Raw genomic sequence first — 24500 nt, 5'->3', positions numbered from 1 at the left:
CCTACCCCTCCGCCAGGTCCATGAGCTGCCGCGCCCGGGAGTCCCACGACGACGACAGCACCGACGCCCTGCGACCGTCCGGGGTGGACAGGCCGCCGTTGTCCAGCACGTCGCGCACCGCCTTGACGAACGCGTCGTGGCCCTGGGCGATGGTGATGCGGTCGGCATAGTGGCGGACCTCGGGGAAGTCCGTGCTCACCGTCGCCAGCCCCAGCGCCAGGTACTCCTTGAGCTTGATCGGGTTGGCGTGGGTGATCCACTCGTTGTCCAGCCACGGCATGATCGCCACGTCGAAGCCCGAGCCGTAGCCGGGGATCTGCGCGTAGGGCTTGAAGCCCAGCCAGTGGATGTTCGGGTGCTTGGCGAAGCGCTCCATCGAGATCGAGGTGTCGCCGACCAGCACCAGCGACGCCTCCGGGATGTCGGTGGCGATGCGCTCCAGCAGGTCGAAGTCGACCAGGTAGTCGTCGAGGCCGCCGAAGAAGCCGATCCGCGGGCCGGGGATGGCCGCGAGGTCGGCGGGCAGCTCCGCGCGACGCCGGAAGTGCTCCAGGTCCACGCCGTGGTCGAGGAAGAACGCCCGCTCGCCGGTGCGCTCGGCGTCCTCCTCCTGCAGCGACCGGCTGACGTAGAGCACGTGGTCGGCGCCGTCGAGCAGCTTGCCCTCCAGCGCCGCGATCGCGCCCTGGTCGGCCTCGGGGAACGCCGAGTGCCGGTCGGAGCGGTTGAACACCAGCGAGCGGCGCTTCACCGGCTCGACCACGTCCCAGGCGGTGGGGATGGTCGCCACGATCACCGGCGTGCGGATGCCCAGGGCCAGCGACACCGCGCGGACCTGCGCGCGCACCAGCACCGCGTTGAGCCTGCGCAGCGCCGGGCTGCCGTAGAAGGGCAGCGGCAGCGGGGTCATCACGTGGTAGCCGGGCACCTCCGGCAGCGGCCTGCGCACCAGCTTGGCCACGCTCGCGGCCTTGCGGGCGATCCGGCGCAGCACCTGGGTGCTCTTGCCGGGGGTGGGCATGCGCAGCCCGATGCTGTTGACCAGCAGCACCTTGCGGTGCTCGGCGATGCGGGTCATCAGCTGGAAGTCCGAGTGGGCCTGGTTGTGGTACCACCAGTCCTGCGCGGAGAAGCAGATGTAGGCGGGGCCTTCGCCGCTCGGGGAGCCGTCGAGCGGGGCGGGCCAGCGGCCCATCCCCAGCAGGGCGCGCGCGGCCTGCCGGTGCCGCGCCGACCCGCGCGCGGCGCGCAGCCCGCTGTCGGCCATCGCCGCCAGCCACATCCGCGCGGCGGCGGCGCGGCCGAAGCGCTCGCGGTGCAGCCGCACCTTGTTGGTGACCAGCAGCGACCACAGCCGCGCCGAGGTGGTCGACTCGCCGCCGGTGTGCACGGCGACCGCGGCGGGCTCGTAGCCGGTGGCGAAGCCCTTCGCGCCCGCGCGCAGCATGAAGTCGGTCTCCTCGGAGTACAGCAGGTAGCGCTCCTCCAGGCTCCCGACCGCGTCCAGGCACTCCCGCGAGACCAGCCACGCCGCGCCGGTCGCCCAGTCGTGGGTGCCCGCGCGCTCGTAGGCGCGCGGATGGGTCACCGTCTCCCCGAGCAGCCGCCAGCGGCCCGCCCGGTCGCCGCCCAGCACGGCCTCCCCGAGGGTGCGCAGGCTGGTGGGCGCGCGGCGCAGCGAGTGGTGCACGCGCCCGGACTCGTCGGTCAGCTTCGGCGCCGCGATCCCGATCCCACCGCCCAGCCGGGCCCGCAGCGCGGCGACCGAGCCGGGCGCGAGGCGGATGTCGGCGTTGAGGACCAGCACGTCGCAGCCGTGCGCGTGCGCGATGCCCGCGTTGACGCCCGCGCCGAAGCCGTCGTTGCCCGCCCGCCGCACGATCTTGGCGTCCGGGTCGGCGGCGGCGGCCAGCTCGGCGGTGCCGTCGGTGGAGGCGTTGTCGACCACGACGACCCGCGCGTCGAGCCCGTCGAGCGCGGCGGGCAGCGCGGCCAGGCAGTCGGCGATGACCCCGGCGCTGTTGTAGGTGACGACCACGACGGCCACCGGCCTGCTCACGCGCCCACCGCCCCGGCCAGCGCCTCGACCACCAGCTCCTGGTCGTCGTCGGTCAGCTCGTGGTGCAGCGGCAGGATCACCGACCGCAGCGCGACCCGCTCGGTGTGCGGCAGCGGCGGGTGCGGGTGGCCCGCGTAGGCGGGCTCCAGGTGCGCGGCCATGATGCCCCGGCGCGCGGAGACGCCCTTGGCCGACAGCGCGGCCAGCACGTCGGCCAGGCCGGGGGCGTCCTCGGGCAGCGCGACCCAGAAGGACTGGAAGTTCGTCGTGCCGTGCGCCGGGTCGGCGATCGCGCGCAGGCCCAGCGGGGCCAGCAGCCCGTGGTAGCGCGCCGCCAGCGCGCGGCGCTGCGCCACGATGCCGTCCAGGCGCTCCAGCTGCACCAGGCCCATGGCGGCCTGCACGTCGGTCATCCGGTAGTTGAACGCGGTCTCCACATAGGACTCGACCACCGCGCCGCCGGAGGCGTGCCGGTCGGCGGCGGAGACGTTCATGCCGTGCTCGCGCAGCCTGCGCAGCCGCGCGGCCCACTCGGCGTCGTCGGTGGTCACCATCCCGCCCTCGCCGGTGGTGATCAGCTTGCGCGGGTGGAACGACCAGGCGGCCAGCAGCGCGCCCGCGCCGACCGGGCGCCCGTGCAGCGTCGAGCCCGCCGCGCACGCCGCGTCCTCGACCACCGCGACCTCGCCCGCCGCGGCCCGGATCGCCGGGACGTCGGCGGGCACCCCGGCCTGGTGCACGACCATGACGGCCTTGGTGCGCTCGGTGAGCGCGGCCTTGACCGTCTCGGCGGTCAGGTTGCCGGTGAGCGGGTCCACGTCGGCGAAGACCGGGGTGGCCCCGCAGTAGCGGACCGCGTTGGCGGTGGCGATGAACGACAGCGACGGCACCACGACCTCGTCGCCGGGCCCGACGCCCAGCAGGTGCAGGCACAGGTGCAGCCCGGTCGTGCAGCTGGACACCGCGACACCGTGCCCGGCCCCGACGCGGGCGGCGAACGCCTTCTCGAAGGCGGCCACCCTCGGCCCCTGCGCCACCCACCCGGAGCGCACGGCCTCGGCGACCGCCGCCGCCTCGGCCTCGCCGAGCAGCGGCTTCATCACCGGGATGGCCATCAGCCGACCGCCCCCGGGTCGGTGCCCTTGGCCTTCTCCGCGCGCCACCACGCGACCAGGTCGCGCAGCCCGTCGCCCATCTTGATCTCCGGGCGCCAGCCCAGCTCGCGGTCGGCGGCGGAGATGTCGGCCAGGCGGCGGGTGACGCCGTTGACCTTGCGCTCGGGCCCGTGCTCCACGGCGAGGTCGGAGTCCATCGCGCCCAGCAGCGCCTGGGCCAGCCCGAGCAGGCTGGTCTCCTCGCTCGCGGCGATGTTGTAGACGGTGTCGGTCACATCGGCGCGCGCGGCCAGGATGTTGGCCCTGGCGATGTCGTGCACGTGGACGAAGTCCATCGTCTGCGCGCCGTCGCCGAAGATCAGCGGGGACTCGCCGTCGGCGATGCGCTCCATCCAGCGGATCAGCACCTCGGTGTAGAGGCCGTGCACGTCCATGCGCGGGCCGTACACGTTGAAGTAGCGCAGCGCGACGTAGTCCAGGTCCTTCATGGCCTTGAAGCTGCGCAGCATGCCCTCGTTGAACGCCTTGGCGGCGCCGTAGAAGGTGTCGTTGTTGTACGGGTGGTGCCGCTCGGTCGTCGGGAACTCCTCGGCCAGGCCGTAGACCGAGGCCGACGAGGACGCGACGAGCTTCTTCACCCCGTGCTCCGCCGCCGCCTCGATGACGGTGAAGGTGCCGTCGACCAGGCACTCCAGCGCCAGCCTCGGCTCCTCGGCGCACTGGGTGATGCGGATGGCGGCCAGGTGGAAGACCAGGTCCTTGCCCGCGGTCAGCTCGCCGACCAGCGCGCGGTCGTTGATGTCGCCCTCGACCACGCGCAGCCGGTCGCCGCCGGCGGCGAGGGCGTCGGCCAGGTTGGCCCGGCGCCCGCGCACGAAGTTGTCCAGCACGACGACCTCGGCCGCGCCCGCGGCGATGAGGCGGTCGACCACGGCCGACCCGATCGTCCCCGCGCCGCCGGTCACCAGCGCCCGCTGGCCCTCGATCGGCTGTGCGTTGCTCACGCCGACACCTCCGCCGGGTCGGTCACGTCGGCGCCCAGCACCGGCATGAACACCCCGCCCTGGGCCAGCGACGCCGAGGCCGCCTCCAGGATCGAGAGCACCGCCAGGCCGGAGCGGCCGTCGGTCAGCGGCGCGCGGCCCTCGGCGATGGCCCCGTGGAACTCGGCCATCACCGCGCGCAGCGCCTCCTTCTCCGGCAGCGCCGGGGCGACCATGTCGCCGGTGCGGTAGGAGACCAGGGTCGCGGCCTTGGCCTCGGGCCCGATGTCGGCGGCCACCTTGTCGACGCCGCGGTCGTAGAACGCCAGGCGCTGGGCCGGGTTCAGGTCGTCCCACACCACCGTGCGGGCCGAGCCGCCGATCACCATCGTGCGGATCTTGGTCGGGGACAGCCAGTTGACGTGCACGTGGGCCATCACACCGCCGGTGAGCTGCAAAGTCAGGTGCGCCACGCAGGCGCGCCCCGCCCCGATCGGGTCTGATCCGTGCGCGGCGACGGCCAGCGGGGTGATGCCCTCCGGCAGCACCGACAGGAAGATGGACAGGTCGTGCGGGGCCAGGTCCCACAGCACGTCGACGTCCGGCTGCACCAGGCCCAGATTGATGCGCACCGAGTCCAGGTACTGGATGTCGCCGAGCTGCCCGCCGCGGATGACCTCGCGCAGGTGCGCGACCGCGGGGGTGTAGCAGTAGGTGTGGTCCAGCATGAGGGTCAGCCCGCGGCTCTCCGCGGCCTCGACCAGCTCGCGGCCCTCGGCGTAGGTCGCCGCCAGCGGCTTCTCGACCAGGACGTGCTTGCCCGCCTCCAGCGCCGCCATGGCGACCGGCAGGTGCGTCTTGGCCGGGGTCGCGATGGCCACCGCCTGCACGGCCGGGTCGGCGAGCACCTCCTCGAGGGAGTCCGAGACGCGCACCGTCGAGTAGCCGCCCAGCACCCGCCGGGCCCGGTCGGCGTCGAGGTCGCACAGGTACTCAAGCCGGAAGCCGGGCGTGGCCTGGGCGTTGCGGACCAGGTTCGGTCCCCAGTACCCGGCGCCGATCACGGCGAGGCCGATGGTTCCCACGGTGAAATCCCCTTCATGTGAAGATCGGTTAGTACGCGCCCTGGCCGGAGAAGACCGCGCGGAAGGTCTTCCAGAGGATCACCGCGTCCAGCGCGAGCGACCAGTCCTCCACATAGCGCAGGTCGAGCCGGACCGCCTCCTCCCACGGCAGGTCACTGCGACCGCTGACCTGCCACAGGCCGGTCAGGCCGGGCTTGACCAGCAGCCTGCGCCGCACGTCGGGGGCGTAGCGGGCGGTCTCCTCCGGCAGCGGCGGGCGCGGGCCGACCAGCGACATCGTCCCGCCGAGGACGTTGAACAGCTGGGGCAGCTCGTCGATGGAGTACTTGCGCAGGATCGCCCCGACGCGGGTGATGCGCGGGTCGCGGCGCATCTTGAACAGCAGGCCGTGGCCCTCGTTCTGCTCGGCGAGCTGGGCGAGCATCTTGTCGGCGTCGGTCACCATCGTGCGGAACTTGACGATGGTGAACTCGCGGCCGTCCTTGCCCACCCGGCGCTGCTTGTAGAACACCGCGCCCCGGTTGTCGATCTTGATGGCGGCGGCGACGAACAGCATCACCGGCGTGAGCAGGGTCAGCAGCGCGAACGAGCCGACCTTGTCGAAGACGTCCTTCACCACGCGGCGCACCCCGGTGAACGACGGCGCCGAGACCCGCAGCAGCGGCATGCCGAGCACGGCGTCGACGTGCAGGCGCGGGCCCGCGACCTCCATCAGCACCGGCGCGACGACCATCTCCGCGCCGCTGCCCTCCAGGTTCCAGGCGAGCTGCTGCAGGCGCTTGGGCGTCCAGTAGTGGTCCGGGGTGACCGCGACGATCCGGTAGCCGCCCCGGCGGGCGTGCGTGGCCAGGTCGTGCAGCTGCCCGACCACCGGCACGCCCTCCAGCTCGACGTCGTCGCCGAGGCCGTCGCCGCGGCCGTCGGTGGTGCAGACCGCGTCGACGCGCCAGCCGAGGTAGGGGGTGCCGCGGGTGCGGCCGATCAGGTCGCGCAGCGTCTCGGTGCTCCCGGCTGCCATCACCGGCAGCAGGCAGCGCCCCTCGCGCCGGGCCTTGTGCAGCAACTGGCGAAGTGCATATCGCAATGGGAAGACGAGCAGGGCCGTCGCCGGGATGACCACGAACACCCACGGGCGGGCGCGGTCGACGTCGAACAGCAGCCCGCCGAGCGCGAGCACGACGGCCGCGGCGACGAACGCGCGACCGACCCGGCGGAACTCCTCGACCCCGTGACCGAGGACGGTGGAGCTCCACACACGGTTCACCGCGAACGCGGCGAGCATGACGAAGAAGGTGACGAAGGTCACGGGATGCACGAGCGGTTCCCCGGGCCGCGCGTACGCCGTGACGGCGCCCCCCGCGAGCAGCACACCCGCGGCGAGAGCGAGGACGTCGCCGAGCAGAACGCCCGCGCGGTAACGGGGCTCCCACCCCTCGACGGGCGGGAACGAAGGCTCTCCCGCGGGCAGACGGCCGCTGCCAGTCCGAGACCACCGTGCAGGTGGGGCGTCTGGCCAGCTTGCTGGGCGTCTGCGCGGGAACCCAACGTGGTCACGCATTGTGTTTCCCCCGGTTAGGCCGGATTGGGCGTGTGGCGTGCGGAAGGTCCCCGGTGTCTCCGCACTGGGCGAATCGGCTTCTGGGCCAGAGCCCGGCAGCGTCGCCCGATCTCTGGTCGCGCTAGCTGATTCGTTCTCCCGACCAATGCCGTTACACAGAGAGTCAGGAGTCTCACCCCCCGATCGGGGGGCGAGACTTTGCCGACTGATCGAAGTACACGCTGTGTAGCTCTGCTGTTCATCGAACCGTCACGCAGCCCACCATCATGGCTGCTTAGCGTAGTCATAGTGATCACTGTCGACAGTCCATTCCGGACTATCCAGTGGATCACCCTCCGCTACCGGCGTCACACCCAGCGAATGCGTCACACTGCCGTTGGGATAAACGGGTGTCCCGCCACTTGGCCCCATGCGCGTTGCGTCAACCGCAGTTCGCAAATTGCGCCAAATACGCACCCCGAGCAGAAGATGTGATCCACATCACGTCTTGGTATCCACCGGCCGGTTGGGCGCTCTGGGTGACAAATCGGACCCCGAACACAAAACGAGCGGCGCCGCCCGGGGGCTTCGCCGCTCATCGTGGTGGCCAGGGGCGGGGTCGAACCGCCGACCTACCGCTTTTCAGGCGGTCGCTCGTACCAACTGAGCTACCTGGCCAGAAGCTTCGATGCATCACCGAAGCCTTGCGACCCTGACGGGACTCGAACCCGCGACCTTCGCCGTGACAGGGCGACGCGCTAACCAACTGCGCCACAGGGCCTTGCTGTACTGCTGTCTAGCTCACTTCCGTGCTCCCAACGGGATTCGAACCCGCGCTGCCGCCTTGAAAGGGCGGAGTCCTAGGCCGCTAGACGATGGGAGCCGACCTGCTCGTCCGGTGTTCGTTGGGAGCACGCATAGCTTATGACATGCCACCTGCCGGAACAAAACGGGTACCCCCTAAACGTTCTGACCTGCGTGAACGGTGCACTTAGGCCTAGTTCTGACCGCTCGGCGCCGCTCGCCGCCGGGGTCGGCCGTGACCGCTCCCGGGTTCAGCGCTCCCGGGTCCAGTGACGGCCACCGGACCGGCCGCCGCCCGGCCGGGTCCGATGGTCCACGGTCCTTGCCGACAGGCAAGCACCGTCCCTCGCACGCATTACCCACCCGCGCGCCGCGCCAGAGCCGCATTTCCCGGCCGATAGCGCGACGGCGCCGGAGAACCACAAGATCGAAATAGGCCCTGCCGGGCGACCGGTTATCGGCGAACCGGCGGGAGGCCGTCTTCCCCCTCGATCAGCCCGAGCATTTCCAGCAGCTCTCGGCAGTCGTCCGGGTCCTTGGACCCGCAGGCCACGGCCACTCGGGCGCGCTTGACCTGATCGTCGGTGACCCGGGAGCCCTCACCGGAACGGGGTGCGGGCACTCCGCTCGCGAAATTCCCCGACCCGCCCATGCTGTCTTGGCGTAGCAGAAACGAACGAACTTCCAAGGACCCGCTCATCCCGACCTCCCCGGCATTTGTTTGGCGTGAGGCTATGCAAGATCTCGCCCAGGTCACAGCCCCCTGCGGAGTGAACCGGTCCGAGCCCCCGCGTAGCCGTGTGTAACCCGGTCTCCAGTTGACGCCGAGACCGGCCAGTCGTTAACCGGGAACCCCGTCACCCGTTCGGCGGCTAGGTCCGCCGAGCCGGGTCCCCTCGGTCACCCTCTACCCCCAGGGGGTATGATTGCCGTGGTCGGAGCGACCACCCCAGCCGTCGAGAGGGAAGTCCGGTGTCTCAGCAGACCGTCTACACCGTCACCGGGATGACGTGCAGCCACTGCGCCGCGTCCGTGACCGAGGAGCTGACCGAGCTGACCGGGGTCAGCGACGTCGCCGTCGACCTGGCGACCGGGGCGGTCACCGTCACCAGTGCCGCCGAGCTCGACCGCGCACTGGTCGAGGGGGCCGTCAAGGAGGCGGGCTACCAGCTCGCGAGCTGACGTCCCGCAGACCCTCAACACCTGCCGGACAAGGCGAACGACAGGTGAACATTTCTCTCGATTTTTCCCTCGCGGACCCTCCCGGTCAGCGCGTGCACGTGCAACAATCGTCGTGCTGACACACCCCCGGTCAGCGCCTGTGGAGATCCCCTCCGGCCCCCGCGTTCCTCCCCCTGGCGCGGGGGCCTCTCCATGTCCGGAGTCCGACATCACCCGGCTGTGAGCAGTGACGGGCATCACAGCGCCAGCGCTCCCGCAATCGAACCGTTATCGTGTCCCGGTGCCTTTTCCCTCATTCGGCCGTAGCCGGTCGGACCTGAAGCCGGTCGGCGAGTCGACCGGCCGCCACCGCACCCCGGTGCGCGACCAGGCCGACGAGCTGCTGCCCGACGACGAACTGGAGTCGTACCTGGCGGCGCTCGCCCCGGACAGCGACACCGAGACCACCGCGACCGGCAGGCGCTTCGGCACTGCCGAGGTGCACCAGCTGCGGCTGCCCCTGGCCGCCAACGAGAAGCTGCGCGAGCTGGCCGCCTACCGCCACACCTCCCCCATGGCCCTCGCCCAGGAGTGGATCATGCAGCGGCTCGACTGGGAGGCCCGCCAGCAGGAGCACCAGCAGTACCAGATGCAGCGCTGAGGCCGCTTCGGCCCGGACAGCGCGGAGCCCCCTCAGCCGACGGCCGAGGGGGCTCCGCGCGTTCGACGGCCTATTACAGCGGGATCACGTTGGTCGCCTGCGGGCCCTTGGTGCCCTGGCCGACCTCGAACTCCACCCGCTGGTTCTCCTCCAGCGTACGGAAGCCCTTCGACTGAATCTCCGAGTAGTGCACGAACACATCCGCGCCACCGTTGTCCTGCGCGATGAATCCGTAGCCCTTTTCGGCGTTGAACCACTTGACAGTGCCCTGTGCCATAAAACCTGCCTCCATCGCAGGAGCTTGGGATTGCACCGTGCAACCCCGGGCCGCCCTAGAACGGCGCTTCCGCCCCACTTCGACGGAAACCGCCCGCCCTCGCTGTCGTTCCGCGAGCGTGGAAACACGAACACAGAAACCACGGCCAGCAAGCCAAAGAGTATCGGCTGAACCGGTCCCGCTCTACTGCCTTGCGGGCTTTCGACTAGGCCAAGAGAGTGATGTCAATGTGCACTCTCCGAAATGAACAGATGACGAACATGAAAGCCCGCACTGTCCACGAAACGTGACCTGAATCACAGATCACCCCGGCCAACGTGCCGTCCTCCCCCGGCGTCGTACCGGGTGCGTTCGAGGGGATCGGACGGGCAGGGGGAGACCATGACCACGATCAGGCGGTGGGCGGCGGGGGTCGTCGCGGCGCTGGCACTCGGCGGGTGCTCGGCGGGCGCCACCAGCGGCACGGCGGTGCCCGCGGGGGCGGCGGCGCCCGACGCCCCCGCGGTGCTGACGCTGACCCCGGCCGACGGCGCGACCGGGGTCAGCCCGGTCGACCCGATCTCGGTGGCGGTCGCGGGCGGCAGGCTGGAGGCGGTCGCCCTGACCAGCCCGGCGGGCAAGCGCGTCACCGGCACGCCGACCGAGGACGGCGCGGCCTGGACCGTCGCCGAGCCGCTGGGCTTCGGCAAGACCTACACCTGGTCGGGCACCGCGGTCGGCGGCGACGGCGGCCGCGTCCCGGTCTCCGGCGAGTTCACCACCGTCACCCCGACGGGCACCACGCACGCCTCGCTCAACGTCACCGACGACAAGGCCTACGGCGTCGCCATGCCGATCAAGGTCACCTTCGACCCGCCGGTCACCGACCGGGCCGCGGCCGAGCGCAGGCTCGCGGTCGAGACCTCGGTGCCCACCGAGGGCTCCTGGGCCTGGCTCGACGGCGGCGCCGCCGCGCACTGGCGGCCCAAGGAGTACTGGAAGCCGCACACCGAGGTCACCGTCACCGCGGCGGTCTACGGCGTGGACCTCGGCGGCGGCGTCCACGGCGACGAGGACGTCTCGGCGTCGTTCAGCATCGGCCGCAGCCAGATCGTCAAGGCCGTGACGAAGACCCACCGGATGATCGTCATCCGGGACGGCAAGCAGGTCCACGACTTCCCGGCCAGCTACGGCCTGGAATCCGACCGGCGCAGGGTGACCCGCAGCGGGGTGCACGTGGTGATGGAGAAGTACCGGACGAAAGGGATGACGAATCCGACCTTCGGCTACTCCGACGTCCAGGTGCCCTTCGCGGTGCGCATCCACAACAACGGCGAGTTCATCCACGGCTACGCCCCCTCGGTCGCGTCCCAGGGCCGGGAGAACGTCTCGCACGGCTGCATCAACCTCTCGCCCGCCAATGCCGAGACCTACTTCAACTCGGTGCTGACCGGCGACCCGGTGGAGGTGGTCAGCGAGGTCGAGATGGGCGAGTTCGACGACGATTACGGCGACTACTACGACTGGGTCATTCCCTGGGCCGAATGGCAGAAGAAGTCGGCGCTGGTCGGCTGAACGGCGGATGCTCCCGAGTGGAGTTAGGTTCGTCGGGTGGAAACCAAGTCGGGGGACACCGGGTCAGTCGCCAACACGCCGGAGCCGAACCAGAAGGCGGTGCGCAAGGCCGTCGCGGCCTCGGCGATGGGCAACTGCATCGAGTGGTACGACTTCGGCGTCTTCGGGTTCATGCCCGCGGTGCTGGGCGCGGTGTTCTTCGCCGCGGGCTCGACCACCGAGAACGTGCTGGGCACCTTCGCGGTGCTGGCGGTGGCGTTCATCGCCCGGCCCTTCGGCGGGTTCGTCTTCGGACCGCTCGGGGACCGGATCGGTCGGCAGAAGGTCCTGGCCACCACGATCATCCTGATGTCCGGCTCGACGTTCGCGATCGGGCTGTTCCCGTCGTATGAGTCCGTCGGGGTGCTGGCCCCGATCCTGGTCATCCTCGCCCGGCTCATCCAGGGCTTCTCCGCGGGCGGGGAGTACGGCGGCGCGGCGACCTTCATCGCCGAGTACGCCCCGGACAGGCGGCGCGGGTTCCTCGGCAGCTGGCTGGAGTTCGGCACGCTGACCGGGTTCTTCCTCGGCGCGGGCGTGGTCACCACCTGCACCGTCGTGCTCGGCGACGCGGCCATGGTCGAGTGGGGGTGGCGCATCCCGTTCCTCCTCGCGGGCCCGCTCGGCCTGGTCGGGCTCTACCTGCGCACCAAGCTGGAGGACACCCCGCTCTTCCGCGAACTCAGCGCCAAGGAAGAGGTCAGCCGCTCGCCGCTGCGCCTGGTGCTGCGCACCCAGTGGAAGGCGATCCTGCACCTGATCGGCTACGTGGTCCTGCTCAACATCGCCGACTACGTGATGTTGACCTACATGGAGAGCTACCTGACCAACGCGCTCGGGCTCACCGGCCACACCCCGCTGCTGGTGATCATGGCGGTGATCCTCGGCATGATGCTGATCATCACCCCGATCGGCTCGCTGACCGACCGCTACGGCCGCAAACCGTTCCTCTACGCGGCCGCGGCGGGCTTCATCGCGCTGCCGATCCCGGCGTTCCTGCTCATGAACACCGGCGACGTGCTGCTGCTCACCCTCGGCCTGGCCATCATCGGCGTGCTGCTGACCTTCCTGCTGGCCACCATCCCGTCGGTGCTGCCCGCGATGTTCCCCACAGAGGTCCGCTACGGCGCGTTCGCCATCGGGTACAACGTGTCGACCGCCGTCTTCGCCGGGACGGCCCCGTACATCGTGACGAAGCTGGTCGACACCACCGGGGATTCCCTGGTCCCGGCCTACTACCTGATGGGCGCGGCCCTCATCGCGGCCGTCCCGATCTACCTGCTGCCCGAGACCGCGGGCCGCTCGCTGCGCGGCATCGAGTCCAGCACCCGCTCCCGCGTGCCCGCCTGAGCGTGCTTACCCTGCGGTAGTGAACAGCTGGCCCCCGGTCGAGACGACCGTGCCCGACCGCCACCCGGACGCGCCCGCGCCCGACACCGAGCTGCCCGAGCACTACGCCCACTGCTTCGGCTGCGGCGACTCCGTCGAACACGGCCTGCGCCTGCGCGCCACCGCGGGCGAGGGCATGACGGTCCGCTCCCGCTTCACGGTGACCACCGAGCACCAGGGCGCACCCGGCCTGGCCCACGGCGGCCTGCTGGCCTGCGCCTTCGACGAGGCCCTCGGCTCCGCCGTCGGCCACCTGCTGCGGCGCCCGGCCGTCACCGCCAAGCTGGAGACCGACTTCCTGCGCCCGGTCCCGGTCGGCACCACCCTGGTCATCGACGCCCACCTCGACGGCATCGCGGGCCGCAAGGTCTACGTCAGCGCCGAGGGCACCGTCGAGGGCACCACCGCCGTCCGGGCCCGGGCCCTGTTCATCACCGTCGACCTCAAGCACTTCGTCGACCACGGCCGCCCGGAGGACATCCGCCGCGTCGCCGAGAACCCGGCCCTGCTGGGCCGCAGCATCGACGTCAACCCCTGACCTTCATCCACGCTCCGTAGGCTGGGTCCCATGCTGTCCACAGCCGCCGAACCGACAAGGCCGCGGCCATGACCATTTCGATAACCTGGCGGCGGGGGGCCGGATGTTCCTGGTGATCGCCGCGGCGGTCGTCGCCCTGATGCACCTGTACCTGTGGAAGCGTCTGGTCAGCGACACCACCCGCACCGCGAGGACCCGCCGCGTCGGCGCGGTCGCCGTCATCGCCCTGGCCGTCCTCGTCGCCGCCACCCTCACCCTCCCGAGGTGGGTCGGCCCCGACGTGGCCCAGTGGTTCGCCTGGCCCGGCTACCTGTGGTTCGGCGTCCTGTTCTACCTGGTCGTCGTCCTGCTGGTCCTGGAGCTGCCCCGCTTCGCCCTGCGCAAGACGGTGGCCACCGACGAGAGCCGCCGCCTCTTCCTGGCCCGCTCGGCCGCCGTCGTCGCGGGCGCGGCGGCCACCGGCATCGCGGGCACCGGCGTCGTCTCCGCCCTGGGCCCCCCGGAACTCCGCCGCGCCGCCATCCCCCTGCGCAACCTCGACCCGGCCTTCTCCGGCTTCCGCATCGCCGTGGTCAGCGACATCCACCTGGGCCCCCTGCTCGGCCGCTCCCACACCGAGCGCCTGGTCCGCATGATCAACGAAGCCGACGTCGACCTGGTCGCCATGGTCGGCGACCTGGCCGACGGCACCGTCGCCGAACTGGGCCGCGACGCCGAACCCCTGCGCGACCTCGTCTCCCGCGACGGCACCTTCTTCGTCACCGGCAACCACGAGTACTACTCCGGCCACCAACAGTGGATCACCGAACTGGAGCGCCTGGGCCTCAACTACCTGCACAACACCCGCACCAGCCTCACCCGAGGCACGGGCACCCTGGACATCGCCGGCATAACCGACGTCACCGGCGAGTCCTTCGAGGACACCCCCGACCTCAACGCCGCCCTGGCAGGCCGCGACACCACGAACCCGGTGGTCCTCCTCGCCCACCAACCGGTCCAGGTCGAGGAAGCCGCCGAAGCCCGAGTGGACCTCCAGCTCTCCGGCCACACCCACGGCGGCCAGCTCTACCCCTTCCACCACCTGGTGTCCCTGGCCCAACCCGGCGTCTCCGGCCTGTCCAAAGTGGATGACACCTGGCTGTACGTCACCAACGGCGCGGGCTTCTGGGGCCCACCGGTACGGGTGGGCGCCCCGCCCGACATCTCCATCCTCGAACTGAAGCCCCAGCCCTAGGTCAGCGTCCGAGGACGAATGGCGTTCGCCTTGTCCACCAATGCATGCCGCTGCTCAGCCGAGGACGCCAACCGGGCCAGCGCCCGATAGCACCTCTCCAACCCGAACCTCAGCTCCTTCTCCGACAGCTCACACCCCAGAACCTTCCGACCAGGAGGCCCCCCGCCAGGCCGCCCGGCCCGAACCCACCCGTAAGCGGCCTCCAACACCTCAGCCGACAACCGAGCCCGCCGCTCGGCATCCAGCGCCAGCCTCTCCAACCGGGCAGCGGCGTCGTACAGGTCCTGCTCGACCACCCCGTCCCGCCCAGCCTTGATCTTGATAGCCGCCACCTGGGCCGCCACATGGTGGCTGGAGGTCTCCGGCACCATCTCCAACACCTCGATGGCCCCCGCCCGAGCCCCCTGTGCCAGGTACACCCGAGCCAGCCCGAACGCCGCGCTCACGTAGGAGCGATCGGTCCGCCACACCAGCTCATACGTCCGAGCCGCCGCGAACGTGTCCCCCACCAGCTCCGCGCTCACCGCCAGCGCCAGCTTCGGCGCCAACTCCCCCGGAACCGCGTCGTACACCCGGTCGAACGCCTCCCGCGCGGCCTGCGGGGCCCGGCCCGCCAGCGCGATCAGCCCGTGGAACCAGTCCGGCCGCCAGTCGGCGGGGTCGGACACCAGCCTGCGAGCCGAGGCCAGCTCGGCCGACGCCGCCCGCAGGTCGCCCTGCTCGATGCGGGCCTTGACCAGCCGCAGCCGCACCTCGACCGAATCCTGCGGCGCCGCCGTCAGCGCCGCCACGAGTTCGGCGGGCTCGGTGGCGGTGATGCTCGCCAGGGCCGCCGCCGCGTGGTCGCTGGTGTCGACCAGCGGCAGCGGCAGGATCGCGGCGATCTCCTGCGGGTCGGGGACGGGCAGGGCCATCTCGCCCTCGGCGGTGAGGGCGACGCCGAAGCTGCGCGTCTCGACGCTGAAGGCCGTCGACATCCCCGGGCGGGGCTTGCCCGTGCCCAGCGCGATGACCTCGCGCAGGACGCCGGTCAGCTGGTCGGCCATCTCCTCGCAGGAGGCGAAGCGCTTCGCGGGCTCGGTGTGGGTGGCCCGCTTGAGGACGCGGTAGTAGCTGCCGAAGAGCGCGAACAGCGGCTCGACGTCCGGGCCGGGCAGGGTGTGCTTGAAGCGGCTGGTGTAGCCGGCGAACTCGATCGACAGGACCGCCAGCGTGCGGCCGACGGTGTAGATGTCGGAGGCGAAGGACGCGCCTTCCCTCGGCAGCTCGGGGGCGGCGTAGCCCGCGGTGAAGAACAGCGGGCTCTCGTAGTCGTCGGTGCGGCGGACGGCGCCGAGGTCGATCAGCTTCAGCTGCTCGCCGGACTGGATCACGTTGTCGGGCTTGAGGTCGCAGTAGAGCATGTCGACGCTGTGCAGGTAGCCCATCGCGGGCAGGATCTCCAGGCCGTAGGCGATCACCTGCCCGATCGGCAGCGGCTCGGCGCGGCCGACGTCCTTGTGGTGCTGCAGCGCCAACTGCCGCAGCGACTGCCCGCCGACGTACTCCATGACGATGTAGCCGTTGGTGGCCCCGCTGAACGGGTCCGGGTGCTGCACGAAGTTGTAGATCTTGACGACGTTCGGGTGCTCCACCTCGGCGAGGAAGCGCCGCTCGTTGACCGCCGAGGCCATCGACGTCGCGTCCCCGGTGTCGATCATGCCCTTGAGCACGACCCACCGGTCGCTGACGTTGTGGTCCTTGGCCAGGTAGATCCAGCCCAGCCCGCCGTAGGCGATGCAGCCGAGCACCTCGTACTGCCCGGCCACCAGGTCACCCTGGTACAGCCGCGGCCGGAAGTTGAACGCCTGCCCGCACTTCGGACAGCTGCCCTCGGGATCGCCCTTCTCCCCGTCGACCCCGCGGCCGACCTTCTCCCCGCAGTTGGTGCAGTACCGCTTGTTCTCGGCGACGACGGGATCTTCCAGCACCGCACTCGCCGGATCGCGCACCGCGACAACGGGCACATCGACCAGCCCGGCCCCCAGACTCCCCCGCCCCGCCGCCCGCGAGGCGGTCCGCCTGCCGGTGCCCGGGAACGTGCCCGAGCCGGTGCCCTGGCTGTCGGAGCCGGTGTTGGGGGAGTCGTCCTCCGGCTTGGGCGGGACGATGTACTGCGTCACCGTCGTCATGTTGAGCACGCTGGTGGGCAGCGGGAGATCCTCCGCGGGCACCTGCGCCTGCGCCGGCGGGGCCTGCACGAGCGGGGCCTGGCCGAGTGAGGTCTGGCCGGGCTCTGACTGTCCCGGTGCGGATTGCCCGGGTGAGACCTGTCCGGGTGGAGACTGTGCGGGCTGGCCCGAGGACTGCGCGGGCGGGGACTGCTGGGACTGCCCGGGAAACTGCTGGGGCGCGGCGTGCGCGGCCTGGCCCGGAGCCTGCCCGCGCCGCGGGACGGGCTGCGACCCTGGACGCGGCGGCGGCCCCTGGGGACGCTGCGGCGGCCGGGGCAGCGGCTGCGACTGGGTACCGGGCCGCTGCTGCGGTCCGGTACCCGGCTGCGGCTGCGTGCCCCGCCATCCCGGCGGCGGCTGGTGGCGCTGTCCCGGCGCGTGCGTCGGCAACGGCTGCGACTGCGTGCCCCGCCCCGGCGGGTTCTGCCCATACGGGCTCTGCCCCTGCGACGGCTGATGCGCCGACTGCCCCGCCTGCTGTCCAGCCTGCCCCTGCAGCCCGTGCGAGACGTGGCCGTGCTGCCCCGCCCCCTGCCCTCCCGACACCGGCCCGGGCTGGCCCCGCCACGGCTCGCCGTGTCCCTGCGCCCCCTGCACGGCTTGACCTGGCCGACCCGACCCCGGCCCCTGCTGGTGACCTGCCTGCCCCTGCGACGACTGTCCCTGCTGGTGTGCCGACCGCGCCTGCTGCGCGGCCTGCCCTAGCGGCAACTGCCCGGCTTGCCCTTGCCCAGCCTGGCCCTGTCCAGCCTGACCGTGCTCACCCTGACCCGCCTGGTCCGAAGCGTCCTGCCCCTGGGCGTGCTGCCCCCGCGGCGGGGTGGCGGGCGGGGGCTGGCGGCGGTCGTCGGGCTGGTGCTCGGGTGGGGTCCACTGGTTCATCAGTCGCGGTACCTCAGGGTCGGGGGGGTCGCCCGGCCGCCCGCCTGGGCGAGCCACTTCTGCCAGCTCGTCGTCCAGCCGCCGCTGCTGATCGACTTCTCCAGCACGGCGTTGACGAACTTCACCATGTCCTCGTTCTGCTTGGGGATGCCGATGCCGTAGGGCTCCTGGCCGATCGGGTCGCCGACCATCTTCAGGTTCGGGTCCTGGGCGACCATGCCTGCGAGGATGGTGTCGTCGGTGGAGACGCCCTCGACCTGGCCCTGCTGCATCAGCACCAGGCAGTCGGTCCAGTTGTCGACCGCGACCAGCTCCGGCGGCGAGGGCAGCTCGCGCAGGCGGTTGAGCGAGGTCGACCCCTTCGCCGCGCACACCCGTTCGCCGCCGAGCTGGTCGATGCTGGTGATCTCCGAGGCGCGGTCGACCACGAGCCGCTGGGCGGCCACGTAGTAGATCGCCGAGAAGTTGATCTGCTCCCAGCGCTCGCAGGTGGCCGTCATGGTGCGCACGACGACGTCGACCTCCCCGCTCTCCAGCGCCGGGACGCGCTGGGCGGAGGTCAGCACCCGGAACTGGACCTTCTTCGGGTCGCCGAAGATCGCCGCGGCGATCTCGCGGGCGCGGTCGATGTCGAAGCCCTCCAGGGCGTTGGACGTCGGGTCGCGGAAGCCGAACAGGTAGGTGTTCTGGTCGACGCCCGCGATGAGGCGCCCGCGCTGCTGGATCTCGCGCATCGTCGAGCCGTCCGGCATCTGCCCGGCGGCGGGCAACCCGTCCGGGCGCAGGCTGCTGGTCGGGTCGCAGTCGGTGGGCTGGGCGGTGCCCGAGGTGGGCGGCGGGTTGACCTCGACGCCGACCGGCTGGGGGCGGTCGGCCGAGGTGACGGTGGCCAGGTTGATCGGCTCGCCCGCCGCCGAGCAGCCCGCGAGGACTGTCATGGCGGCCAGCGCGGCGGCGATGCGCCTCATCGGTACTCCCGCAGTCGTGCCCGGATGCCCGCGGTCGTGCCGACGCCGGCGATCAGGGCCAGCACGATCACCCCCGGCACCAGGCCGGTCAGGGCGTTCTCCGCGGTCGCGGTCTGGCTGGTGAACTCGGCCCGGCCCGCGTCCAGGGCGGCGATCAGGTTGCGGTCCAGCGAGGCGAAGGCCATGGCGGCGCTGTCCGGGGCGTCGCCGATGGCGAGGGTGACGGCCTCGGAGTACTGGCCGGAGTCGTCCAGCTCGCGGATCTTGCGGTGCGCGGCAACCCAGGCCTCGGCGTCGCGCACCGCGTCGTTGATCGGGCCGGCCAGCTCGGGGGACGCGGTCGCGGCGGCGCGGCTGAGCAGGTTGTCGGGGCCTGCGAGGGTCGGGGCGAGCGCGGCCCACTCCTCCTCGTAGGACTTGCCGTCGCCGCGGGCGACCAGGGTCAGCGTCTCGTCGGCGCGGCACTTGAGCGAGTTGATCCTGGCCTGCACCAGCAGGTCGACCTGCTGGGAGCCGTCGCGCTCGGCGCCGCGCACGTAGGTCGACTCGATCAGCAGCGCCGCGGTGCCCCAGATGAGCGCCAGCGCCACGGCCGCGGTCGCGGCGGCCAGACCGACGTTGATCAGGCGGTTCGTCTTGCGGGTCAGCCACAGCTGGGTGACCACCAGCGCGGCCAGCAGCGCGACGGCGAGCAGCGCGGTGATCCACGGGAAGGACCGCGCGTCCTCCTGCTCGGCGGTCAGCCGCTGGTAGTTGATCTGGTAGAGCTTCTCGGCGGCGGGCAGGATCTGCGAGCGCATCAGCCCGGAGGCCTCGCGCAGGTAGGCCGCGCCCGCCGGGAAGCCCTGGCGGTTGTTGGCCCGCGCGGTCTCGATCAGGCCGGTGTAGACGGGAAGCTGCCGCGACAGCACGTCCACCTGCTGGGCGGCCATCGAGTCCGCGCCGACGTCCGATGACGCCTTGCCGAGCGCGGCCCCGGCCTGGGCGATGTCGAACTCGTAGCGCTCGCGCAGCGCGGCGGGCTCGGCCCCGCCGGAGAGGAAGGCGCTGGCCGCGGTGGCGTCGGCGTCCGAGAGCGAGCGGAAGATCAGCTGCGCGGCGGCGGCCAGCGGCTCGCGGTGGGAGACGAGGTCGGCGAGGGTGTCCTTCTTGGCCTGCAGGGTGATGGCGGCGAAGACCCCGGTGACGACGGTGAGGGCGATCAGGGCGGCGGCGGCGACCGACAGCCTGCCCGGCGTCGTGGTCGCCGTCTGCCGCACCGAGCGCAGCGCGGCCACGCGCGGTCCCCGCGACGGGGCCTCGGTCACCACGGGCGCTCCCACGACTCCCCAGTCAACAGCACGATCACCCGCACGACGCCCGCTTCCCCCTGGCGTTATCCGGCTGTGACACCAGGACTGTGTCACCAGGGCTGTGACACCAGGAACCTTCACCGCTGAACCTAGTGCCTCCCGACCGCTGTGGCCACTGTTCTCGGACACCCTCCGTGACCTGTGGCGCTCGGCGGTCGCCTGGTCGCCCTCTGGCGCGTCATCCTCCCGGGGTGCGACGGTCGAGGGGTGTTCCCGCTGCTGGGATGGCTCGGCGCGGCGGTCTTCCTGACCGTCGGCGCCTACGGCGTCGCCCGCCTCGCCGCCGCGGCGCGCGCACCGCGCTACACCGGCCGACACCGCGCCGTCGACGTCGCCCACGTGCTGATGGGCTCCGGCATGGCGGTCATGGTCTCCCCGGTCGGCGGCCCGCTGCCGATGGCCGCGTGGCAGACGGCGTTCGTGCTGGTGGCCGCCTGGTTCCTCGGCACCTGGGCGCACGAGCGCCGCCACCCCGAACCCCCGATCGGCTGGCACGGGTCAGCCCCGCACCACGCCTTGGGCGCGCTGGCGATGCTGTACATGCTCGTCGCCGTCCCGCACGCGCCGTCGGTGTCGGCGGCGGCGTGGATGCCCGCCCACAGCGGCGAGGCCGCCCTGCCCGCGCTGGGCTGGCTGCTCATCGCCCTGCTGGCCGCGGGTGCGGTCCCGCTCGTCCGCGCGCTCGCCTGCCCCGCGAGCCCCGACCTGCTGCTGTGCCGCCGCCGCGCCGCCTGCGCGCAGCTGGCGATGACCGGGGGCATGGCCGCGATGCTCGTCGGCCTGCTCTGAAAGCCCTTACCGAACCCGTACATTCCCCTGTCCCCGGCTTCATCCCGCCCCGCGAGAGTGGTGATCACCAACCGCAGGAGGGACCCCCTATGCGCACCACCCGTCTGATCACCGTGCTGGCCGTGTCGGCCGGGCTCGTCGTCGCCGCGCCCGCCACCGCGCTCGCGCAGGAGCCGGTCACCGTCACCCTCAGCCCCGAGCAGGTGCAGCGCGTCTGCGAGCAGCGCATCCCGCGGATCGAGCGGCGGGTCGCCAAGGCACGCGAGCGGATCACCGCCGGGCCCGAGGTGCGCGGATCGGTGAAGTGGCTGGAGAAGCGGGCCGAGGCCGAGCGCGCGGCCGGGCGGGAGACCACCGCCGAGGTGCTGGCCGAGAAGGCCGAGCGGCGCGCCGCCCGCGGGCCGCGGCTGGAGGAGATCACCGCGCGGGTCGCGAAGTTCCGCGACGAGCACTGCGCGGCGAAGTGATCCGGCGGGCGGCGGTGCTGCTGGCTGCCGTGCTCGCCTGCGCGGCCTGCGGACCCGGCGACTCCGGCGCGCCCGGGACCGAGTCCGGGCCCGCCGGGGTCGAGGCCGAGCTGGACGGCATCGAGTCCACACTGGACCAGATCGAGGCCGAGCTGGAAGGTGGCTGACGGCGGTACGGTGTCGCCCGTGCCGTCGGTGACCGCTGGGGAGCGTGGGCTGGTGCTGGTCGTCGAGGACGACCGGGCCATCGCCGACCTCGTGACGCTGTACCTGCGCCGGGAGGGCTACGGCGTGCGCGTCGAGGTCGACGGCAGGCAGGCCCTGGCGGCGGTGCGCGAGGCGCGGCCGGTGGCCGTGGTGCTCGACATCGGGCTGCCGGTGCTCGACGGCATCGAGGTGTGCCGCGCGCTGCGCGCCGCCGACGACTGGACGCCGGTGCTGTTCGTGACCGCCCGCGACGACGAGGTCGACCGGGTGCTGGGCCTGGAGCTGGGCGGCGACGACTACCTCACCAAGCCGTTCAGCCCGCGCGAGCTGGTGGCCCGGCTGCGCTCGGTGCTGCGCCGCGCGGGCGGCCCCGCTCCGGCCGAGGCGCTGCGGGTCGGCGGGGTGCGCCTGGAGCCCGCGACCCGCCGCGTGTGGGCGGGCGAGCAGGAGGTCGCGCTGACGCCCACGGAGTTCGACCTGCTCGCGCACCTGATGCGCCGCCCCGGACAGGTGTTCGAGCGCGCCCAGCTGCTCAGCGCCGTCTGGGGGTACGCCGTCGCGGCGGGCACCAGGACCGTCGACGTCCACATCGGCCAGCTGCGGGCCAAGCTCGGCGCGCACCTGCCGATCCGCACGGTGCGCGGCGTCGGCTACGCGGTGGAGCGGCCGTGAGGGCGCCGCGGCCGATCGCGGTGCGGATCACCGGCCTGTGCCTGCTGGTGGCCGGGGTGGTGGCGCTGGTCGGCGGGCTGGTCTCGGCCAAGCTGGTCGCCGACACCGCGCGCGAGGTCACCCGCCAGACCCTCGCCGACCAGGCCGACGTGCTCGCCGCCCAGTGGGACGACAGCGCGCTCGGCCTGCGCAGGGCCGTGGAGATCCTGCGCCGCCAGGGCGTGGAGCCGGTGCTGCTGCGCCGCAACGGCAACGTCGTCGGCGGCGGGCCGCTGGCCAAGCGGGCGGCGCTGGAGGCCGGGCTGACCGACCCGGCGCGCGGCCCGCGGGCCACGATCGAGCTGGACGGGCGGACCCTGCTGGTGGAGGTGCGCCGATCCGGCGGCGCCGCGCTAGCCCTGGTCGGGGACGCGGGCACGGCCAAGGGGATCGGCCGGACGCTGGTCGGCAACATCGCGCTGGCACTGGGCATCGGGCTGCTGCTGGCAGGCGTCGCCGGGCTCGCGCTGGCCCGGCTGGTGGCCCGCCCCCTGATCCGCACCGCCGACGTCGCCAGGGCGATGGGCCGGGGCAGGCGCGACCTGCGCGCGCCCGAGGAGGGCCCGCGCGAGGTGGTGCGGGTGGCGGCGTCGGTCAACGAGCTGGCAGGCGCGCTGGCCGAGACCGAGGAGCGCGAGCGCCGTTTCCTGCTGTCGGTCTCCCACGAGCTGCGCACGCCGCTGACCGCGGTGCGTGGCTTCGCCGAGTCCCTGGCCGACGGCGTCGTCACCGCCCCTGAGGACGTCGTCCGCGCGGCCCGCACGATCGAGTCCGAGGCCGCCCGCCTCAACCGCCTGGTCACCGACCTGCTCGACCTGGCTCGCCTGGGCACCGCCGAGTTCCGCATCGATGCGACCCCGGTCGACCTCGCGACCACCTTCGCCGACGCCGCACAGGTGTGGTCGGCCCGCTGCGCGGAGGTCGGAGTCCCCTTCCACTACGACGCCCCCGGCGCACCCGTCCACCTGGTCACCGACGCGCGCCGGGTGCGCCAGGTGCTGGACGGCCTGCTGGAGAACGCCCTGCGCGCCACCCCGCCCGGGAAACCGATCGTGGTGTCGCTGCGCGATGGCGTCACCTTCAGCGTCCGCGACGGCGGCCCGGGCCTGGCCGATGAGGACTACGCCGTCGCCTTCGAGCCGCACGTGCTGCGCTCGCGCTACGCGGGCCTGCGACCGGGCGGGACCGGCATCGGCCTGGCCCTCGCCGGCGGCTTGGTGGCCGGACTCGGCGGCTCCATCACCGCAGGCGCCGCCCCCGAGGGCGGCGCCATGTTCCAGGTGCACCTGCCCGGTCCGCGGTGACCACCGGGTGAACCCGTTCCGCGCAGCAGGAGGGGGAAGTCCTCTCAGTACCTCGGGTAGTGCACCGGGACGGGCTTGCGGGTCCAGGCGAAGGTCGGGGGCAGCAGGGACAGGATCACCGTGGGCAGGGCCAGGACCAGGCCGATGAGGGTGATCGGGGCGAGGCTGCCGTGGGAGAGGATGAGCGACATCAGCATCAGCGCCAGCACCACAGTCGAGCCCAGCGCGGTCATCACCGGGCCCGCGACCGTGCGGGCGAAGATGAGGATGGCGCCGGTCAGCAGCAGCAGGCCCGCCAGGGGGAAGCCGATGACGCTCACCGCGTAGAACCCGGCGAAGCACGTCTCGCCGCAGCTGCCGACCAGGGGCTCGATCAGCAGGATCGACGGCCACGCCGTGTAGGCCGCCAACAGCAGGGCCAGCGTCGCCGTGGTGATCGCCGCGCCCGCGCTCGGAGGGCGCGGCGGGTGGTGCGGCTGGTGCCATTGGGCCTGCTGGTAGTAGGTCACGGCGGTCATTGTGCACGCGGTGGATGACAGGCGGGCGGGAATCGGCGAGCGGCCCGTGGTGAGGCGACGGGCGGTGTCCGAAAAGGTCTGCGGTGTCGACTATTCGGGTAGCGGGTAGGGGTGCTCGGCGGGGAGAGCCGCGCGGGCGGTGTCGAGGTCGCCCGCCGCGACGGCCGCGCCGATGGTGTGGGCCAAGGGGGTCACGTCGGTCAGGTCCACGATCCACTCGTCGACGTAGCGCGCGACCGCCTCCCCCGACAGTCCGACCTGCAACGACCGGTGCGCCAGGGCTTCGTGCCGCAGACCTCGCTCCGGGTCCCACTGCGTGCGCACGGGCGTGGTGCGCAACGTGCGCCGCCACTCCTCCTGCGGCAGCTCACCCGGGGTGCTGGCACAGGAGTTGGCCAGCGCCCAGGCGAAGCCCTCGCGGGTGATACGCACGGCCAGAACCCGCTCCTGGTCAGGCTTCCGCGCGTAGCCGCTGCGGTACATCATCCACAGGAACGACGGTTTGATCCAGGTCATCCGCTCGCGCTTGAACGGCGGGACGAAGGTGCCCGCCGCGAGGGCGGCGTCGGCGATCGCGGGCGGGTAGGCCTGGTAGACGGTGATGGTGCGCTCGTCGTGCACGGCGCGCACCCGGTACTTCTCCATTCCTCCAT

The 24500-nt window shown here is 72.2% G+C and carries 24 protein-coding genes and 3 tRNA genes; 12 read left to right on the top strand and 15 right to left on the bottom strand.

Translation table 11 applies throughout. The features are described from left to right. Position 1 precedes the first annotated feature (1 nt). From ACFPM7_RS02190 to ACFPM7_RS02150, 9 genes are all read right to left on the bottom strand, one after another. Entirely contained in the window at positions 2-2059 is a 2058-nt protein-coding gene (locus ACFPM7_RS02190) for a glycosyltransferase (protein ID WP_378243161.1), read from the bottom strand. Continuing rightward, positions 2056-3174 carry a DegT/DnrJ/EryC1/StrS family aminotransferase gene (locus ACFPM7_RS02185; protein ID WP_378243159.1) on the bottom strand — a complete coding sequence of 373 codons (1119 nt, stop codon included), beginning with the start codon at positions 3172-3174 and terminating at the stop codon, positions 2056-2058. The genes ACFPM7_RS02190 and ACFPM7_RS02185 overlap by 4 nt, the downstream gene beginning before the upstream one ends. Beyond that, a complete protein-coding gene (locus ACFPM7_RS02180; RefSeq protein WP_378243157.1) occupies positions 3174-4178 on the bottom strand; it encodes an NAD-dependent epimerase/dehydratase family protein in 1005 nt (334 codons plus the stop codon). Before ACFPM7_RS02180 ends, ACFPM7_RS02185 begins: the two co-directional genes overlap by 1 nt. Beyond that, complete coding sequence (locus tag ACFPM7_RS02175) at positions 4175-5242, bottom strand: Gfo/Idh/MocA family protein (protein WP_378243155.1); 1068 nt, start codon at positions 5240-5242, stop codon at positions 4175-4177. The genes ACFPM7_RS02180 and ACFPM7_RS02175 overlap by 4 nt, the downstream gene beginning before the upstream one ends. Positions 5243-5270: 28 nt before the next feature. Continuing rightward, on the bottom strand, positions 5271-6800 hold the full coding sequence (locus ACFPM7_RS02170; RefSeq protein WP_378243153.1) for a sugar transferase: 1530 nt from the start codon (positions 6798-6800) through the stop codon (positions 5271-5273). Between the two features lie 580 nt (positions 6801-7380). Next, a tRNA-Phe gene (locus ACFPM7_RS02165) sits at positions 7381-7457 on the bottom strand. 29 nt (positions 7458-7486) lie between these two features. Next, positions 7487-7560, bottom strand: a tRNA-Asp gene (locus tag ACFPM7_RS02160). A gap of 29 nt (positions 7561-7589) precedes the next feature. Beyond that, positions 7590-7662: transfer RNA gene (locus tag ACFPM7_RS02155), tRNA-Glu, on the bottom strand. 375 nt (positions 7663-8037) lie between these two features. Continuing rightward, complete coding sequence (locus tag ACFPM7_RS02150) at positions 8038-8283, bottom strand: hypothetical protein (protein ID WP_378243151.1); 246 nt, start codon at positions 8281-8283, stop codon at positions 8038-8040. A 272-nt stretch (positions 8284-8555) separates the two neighbouring features. Here ACFPM7_RS02150 and ACFPM7_RS02145 point away from each other — a divergent pair, with 272 nt between their 5' ends. Both ACFPM7_RS02145 and ACFPM7_RS02140 read left to right on the top strand, forming a co-directional pair. Beyond that, on the top strand, positions 8556-8765 hold the full coding sequence (locus tag ACFPM7_RS02145) for a heavy-metal-associated domain-containing protein (RefSeq protein ID WP_378243149.1): 210 nt from the start codon (positions 8556-8558) through the stop codon (positions 8763-8765). Between the two features lie 280 nt (positions 8766-9045). Then, on the top strand, positions 9046-9405 hold the full coding sequence (locus ACFPM7_RS02140; RefSeq protein WP_378243147.1) for a hypothetical protein: 360 nt from the start codon (positions 9046-9048) through the stop codon (positions 9403-9405). Positions 9406-9478: 73 nt separating this feature from the next. Here the strand turns inward: ACFPM7_RS02140 and ACFPM7_RS02135 are convergent, their stop codons facing one another. Further along, positions 9479-9682: a cold-shock protein gene (locus tag ACFPM7_RS02135; protein WP_189209291.1), complete on the bottom strand. Its 204-nt coding sequence runs from the start codon at positions 9680-9682 to the stop codon at positions 9479-9481. A 381-nt stretch (positions 9683-10063) separates the two neighbouring features. Between ACFPM7_RS02135 and ACFPM7_RS02130 the strand changes: the two genes are divergently transcribed. The 4 genes from ACFPM7_RS02130 to ACFPM7_RS02115 all read left to right on the top strand — a co-directional run bounded on the left by ACFPM7_RS02130 (position 10064) and on the right by ACFPM7_RS02115 (position 14436). Continuing rightward, positions 10064-11236, top strand: a complete 1173-nt coding sequence (locus ACFPM7_RS02130; protein WP_378243145.1) for a L,D-transpeptidase — start codon at positions 10064-10066, stop codon at positions 11234-11236. Between the two features lie 126 nt (positions 11237-11362). Further along, positions 11363-12625 (top strand): MFS transporter, encoded by a 1263-nt coding sequence (locus ACFPM7_RS02125; protein ID WP_378243817.1) that lies wholly within the window; start codon positions 11363-11365, stop codon positions 12623-12625. Positions 12626-12644: 19 nt separating this feature from the next. Then, positions 12645-13202 (top strand): PaaI family thioesterase, encoded by a 558-nt coding sequence (locus tag ACFPM7_RS02120; protein WP_378243143.1) that lies wholly within the window; start codon positions 12645-12647, stop codon positions 13200-13202. Positions 13203-13305: 103 nt separating this feature from the next. After that, a complete protein-coding gene (locus tag ACFPM7_RS02115; RefSeq protein ID WP_378243140.1) occupies positions 13306-14436 on the top strand; it encodes a metallophosphoesterase in 1131 nt (376 codons plus the stop codon). On the opposite strand, the gene ACFPM7_RS02110 is transcribed toward ACFPM7_RS02115, so the two are convergent. Continuing rightward, the gene (locus tag ACFPM7_RS02110) at positions 14433-16607 is read right to left on the bottom strand and encodes a serine/threonine-protein kinase (protein ID WP_465251822.1); all 2175 of its coding nucleotides are present in this window, start codon (positions 16605-16607) and stop codon (positions 14433-14435) included. The genes ACFPM7_RS02115 and ACFPM7_RS02110 overlap by 4 nt on opposite strands. Before the next feature lie 498 nt (positions 16608-17105). On the opposite strand from ACFPM7_RS02110, the gene ACFPM7_RS02105 reads away from it, so the two are divergent. Next, positions 17106-17354 (top strand): hypothetical protein, encoded by a 249-nt coding sequence (locus ACFPM7_RS02105; protein ID WP_378243136.1) that lies wholly within the window; start codon positions 17106-17108, stop codon positions 17352-17354. 176 nt (positions 17355-17530) lie between these two features. Here ACFPM7_RS02105 and ACFPM7_RS02100 read toward each other — a convergent pair whose 3' ends face one another. Both ACFPM7_RS02100 and ACFPM7_RS02095 read right to left on the bottom strand, forming a co-directional pair. Beyond that, on the bottom strand, positions 17531-18499 hold the full coding sequence (locus ACFPM7_RS02100; RefSeq protein WP_378243134.1) for a glutamate ABC transporter substrate-binding protein: 969 nt from the start codon (positions 18497-18499) through the stop codon (positions 17531-17533). After that, complete coding sequence (locus ACFPM7_RS02095) at positions 18496-19809, bottom strand: hypothetical protein (RefSeq protein WP_378243132.1); 1314 nt, start codon at positions 19807-19809, stop codon at positions 18496-18498. The genes ACFPM7_RS02100 and ACFPM7_RS02095 overlap by 4 nt, the downstream gene beginning before the upstream one ends. A 249-nt stretch (positions 19810-20058) precedes the next feature. Here ACFPM7_RS02095 and ACFPM7_RS02090 point away from each other — a divergent pair, with 249 nt between their 5' ends. The 5 genes from ACFPM7_RS02090 (at position 20059) to ACFPM7_RS02070 (ending at position 23329) form a co-directional block, all read left to right on the top strand. Continuing rightward, a complete protein-coding gene (locus tag ACFPM7_RS02090; RefSeq protein WP_378243130.1) occupies positions 20059-20640 on the top strand; it encodes a DUF5134 domain-containing protein in 582 nt (193 codons plus the stop codon). A gap of 89 nt (positions 20641-20729) precedes the next feature. Beyond that, positions 20730-21107 (top strand): hypothetical protein, encoded by a 378-nt coding sequence (locus ACFPM7_RS02085; protein WP_378243128.1) that lies wholly within the window; start codon positions 20730-20732, stop codon positions 21105-21107. Beyond that, complete coding sequence (locus ACFPM7_RS02080) at positions 21104-21274, top strand: hypothetical protein (RefSeq protein WP_378243126.1); 171 nt, start codon at positions 21104-21106, stop codon at positions 21272-21274. The genes ACFPM7_RS02085 and ACFPM7_RS02080 overlap by 4 nt, the downstream gene beginning before the upstream one ends. A 28-nt stretch (positions 21275-21302) precedes the next feature. Further along, the gene (locus ACFPM7_RS02075; protein ID WP_378243815.1) at positions 21303-21986 is read left to right on the top strand and encodes a response regulator transcription factor; all 684 of its coding nucleotides are present in this window, start codon (positions 21303-21305) and stop codon (positions 21984-21986) included. Next, positions 21983-23329 (top strand): sensor histidine kinase, encoded by a 1347-nt coding sequence (locus ACFPM7_RS02070; RefSeq protein ID WP_378243124.1) that lies wholly within the window; start codon positions 21983-21985, stop codon positions 23327-23329. Before ACFPM7_RS02075 ends, ACFPM7_RS02070 begins: the two co-directional genes overlap by 4 nt. Positions 23330-23373: 44 nt before the next feature. Here the strand turns inward: ACFPM7_RS02070 and ACFPM7_RS02065 are convergent, their stop codons facing one another. Beyond that, positions 23374-23838 carry a hypothetical protein gene (locus ACFPM7_RS02065; protein WP_378243122.1) on the bottom strand — a complete coding sequence of 155 codons (465 nt, stop codon included), beginning with the start codon at positions 23836-23838 and terminating at the stop codon, positions 23374-23376. Positions 23839-23937: 99 nt separating this feature from the next. Next, a complete protein-coding gene (locus ACFPM7_RS02060; protein ID WP_378243119.1) occupies positions 23938-24492 on the bottom strand; it encodes a DUF4291 domain-containing protein in 555 nt (184 codons plus the stop codon). Positions 24493-24500: the final 8 nt, after the last annotated feature.

The sequence above is a fragment of the Actinokineospora guangxiensis genome (genome assembly GCF_042657845.1).
Taxonomy (GTDB): domain Bacteria; phylum Actinomycetota; class Actinomycetes; order Mycobacteriales; family Pseudonocardiaceae; genus Actinokineospora; species Actinokineospora guangxiensis.
The sequence above is the reverse complement of the archived record's forward strand: the minus strand, read 5'-3'. Positions and strand labels throughout refer to the sequence as shown.

What these genes read in the sequence shown, in the direction of transcription:
- ACFPM7_RS02100 (WP_378243134.1), bottom strand. Translation starts at nt 18,499, where the DNA reads ATGAGGCGCATCGCCGCCGCGCTGGCCGCCATGACAGTCCTCGCGGGC.
- ACFPM7_RS02110 (WP_465251822.1), bottom strand. Translation starts at nt 16,607, where the DNA reads ATGACGACGGTGACGCAGTACATCGTCCCGCCCAAGCCGGAGGACGAC.
- ACFPM7_RS02130 (WP_378243145.1), top strand. Translation starts at nt 10,064, where the DNA reads ATGACCACGATCAGGCGGTGGGCGGCGGGGGTCGTCGCGGCGCTGGCA.
- ACFPM7_RS02060 (WP_378243119.1), bottom strand. Translation starts at nt 24,492, where the DNA reads ATGGAGAAGTACCGGGTGCGCGCCGTGCACGACGAGCGCACCATCACC.
- ACFPM7_RS02125 (WP_378243817.1), top strand. Translation starts at nt 11,363, where the DNA reads ATGGGCAACTGCATCGAGTGGTACGACTTCGGCGTCTTCGGGTTCATG.
- ACFPM7_RS02150 (WP_378243151.1), bottom strand. Translation starts at nt 8,283, where the DNA reads ATGAGCGGGTCCTTGGAAGTTCGTTCGTTTCTGCTACGCCAAGACAGC.
- ACFPM7_RS02115 (WP_378243140.1), top strand. Translation starts at nt 13,306, where the DNA reads ATGTTCCTGGTGATCGCCGCGGCGGTCGTCGCCCTGATGCACCTGTAC.
- ACFPM7_RS02085 (WP_378243128.1), top strand. Translation starts at nt 20,730, where the DNA reads ATGCGCACCACCCGTCTGATCACCGTGCTGGCCGTGTCGGCCGGGCTC.
- ACFPM7_RS02105 (WP_378243136.1), top strand. Translation starts at nt 17,106, where the DNA reads ATGCGCCGACTGCCCCGCCTGCTGTCCAGCCTGCCCCTGCAGCCCGTG.
- ACFPM7_RS02185 (WP_378243159.1), bottom strand. Translation starts at nt 3,174, where the DNA reads ATGGCCATCCCGGTGATGAAGCCGCTGCTCGGCGAGGCCGAGGCGGCG.
- ACFPM7_RS02170 (WP_378243153.1), bottom strand. Translation starts at nt 6,800, where the DNA reads ATGCGTGACCACGTTGGGTTCCCGCGCAGACGCCCAGCAAGCTGGCCA.
- ACFPM7_RS02135 (WP_189209291.1), bottom strand. Translation starts at nt 9,682, where the DNA reads ATGGCACAGGGCACTGTCAAGTGGTTCAACGCCGAAAAGGGCTACGGA.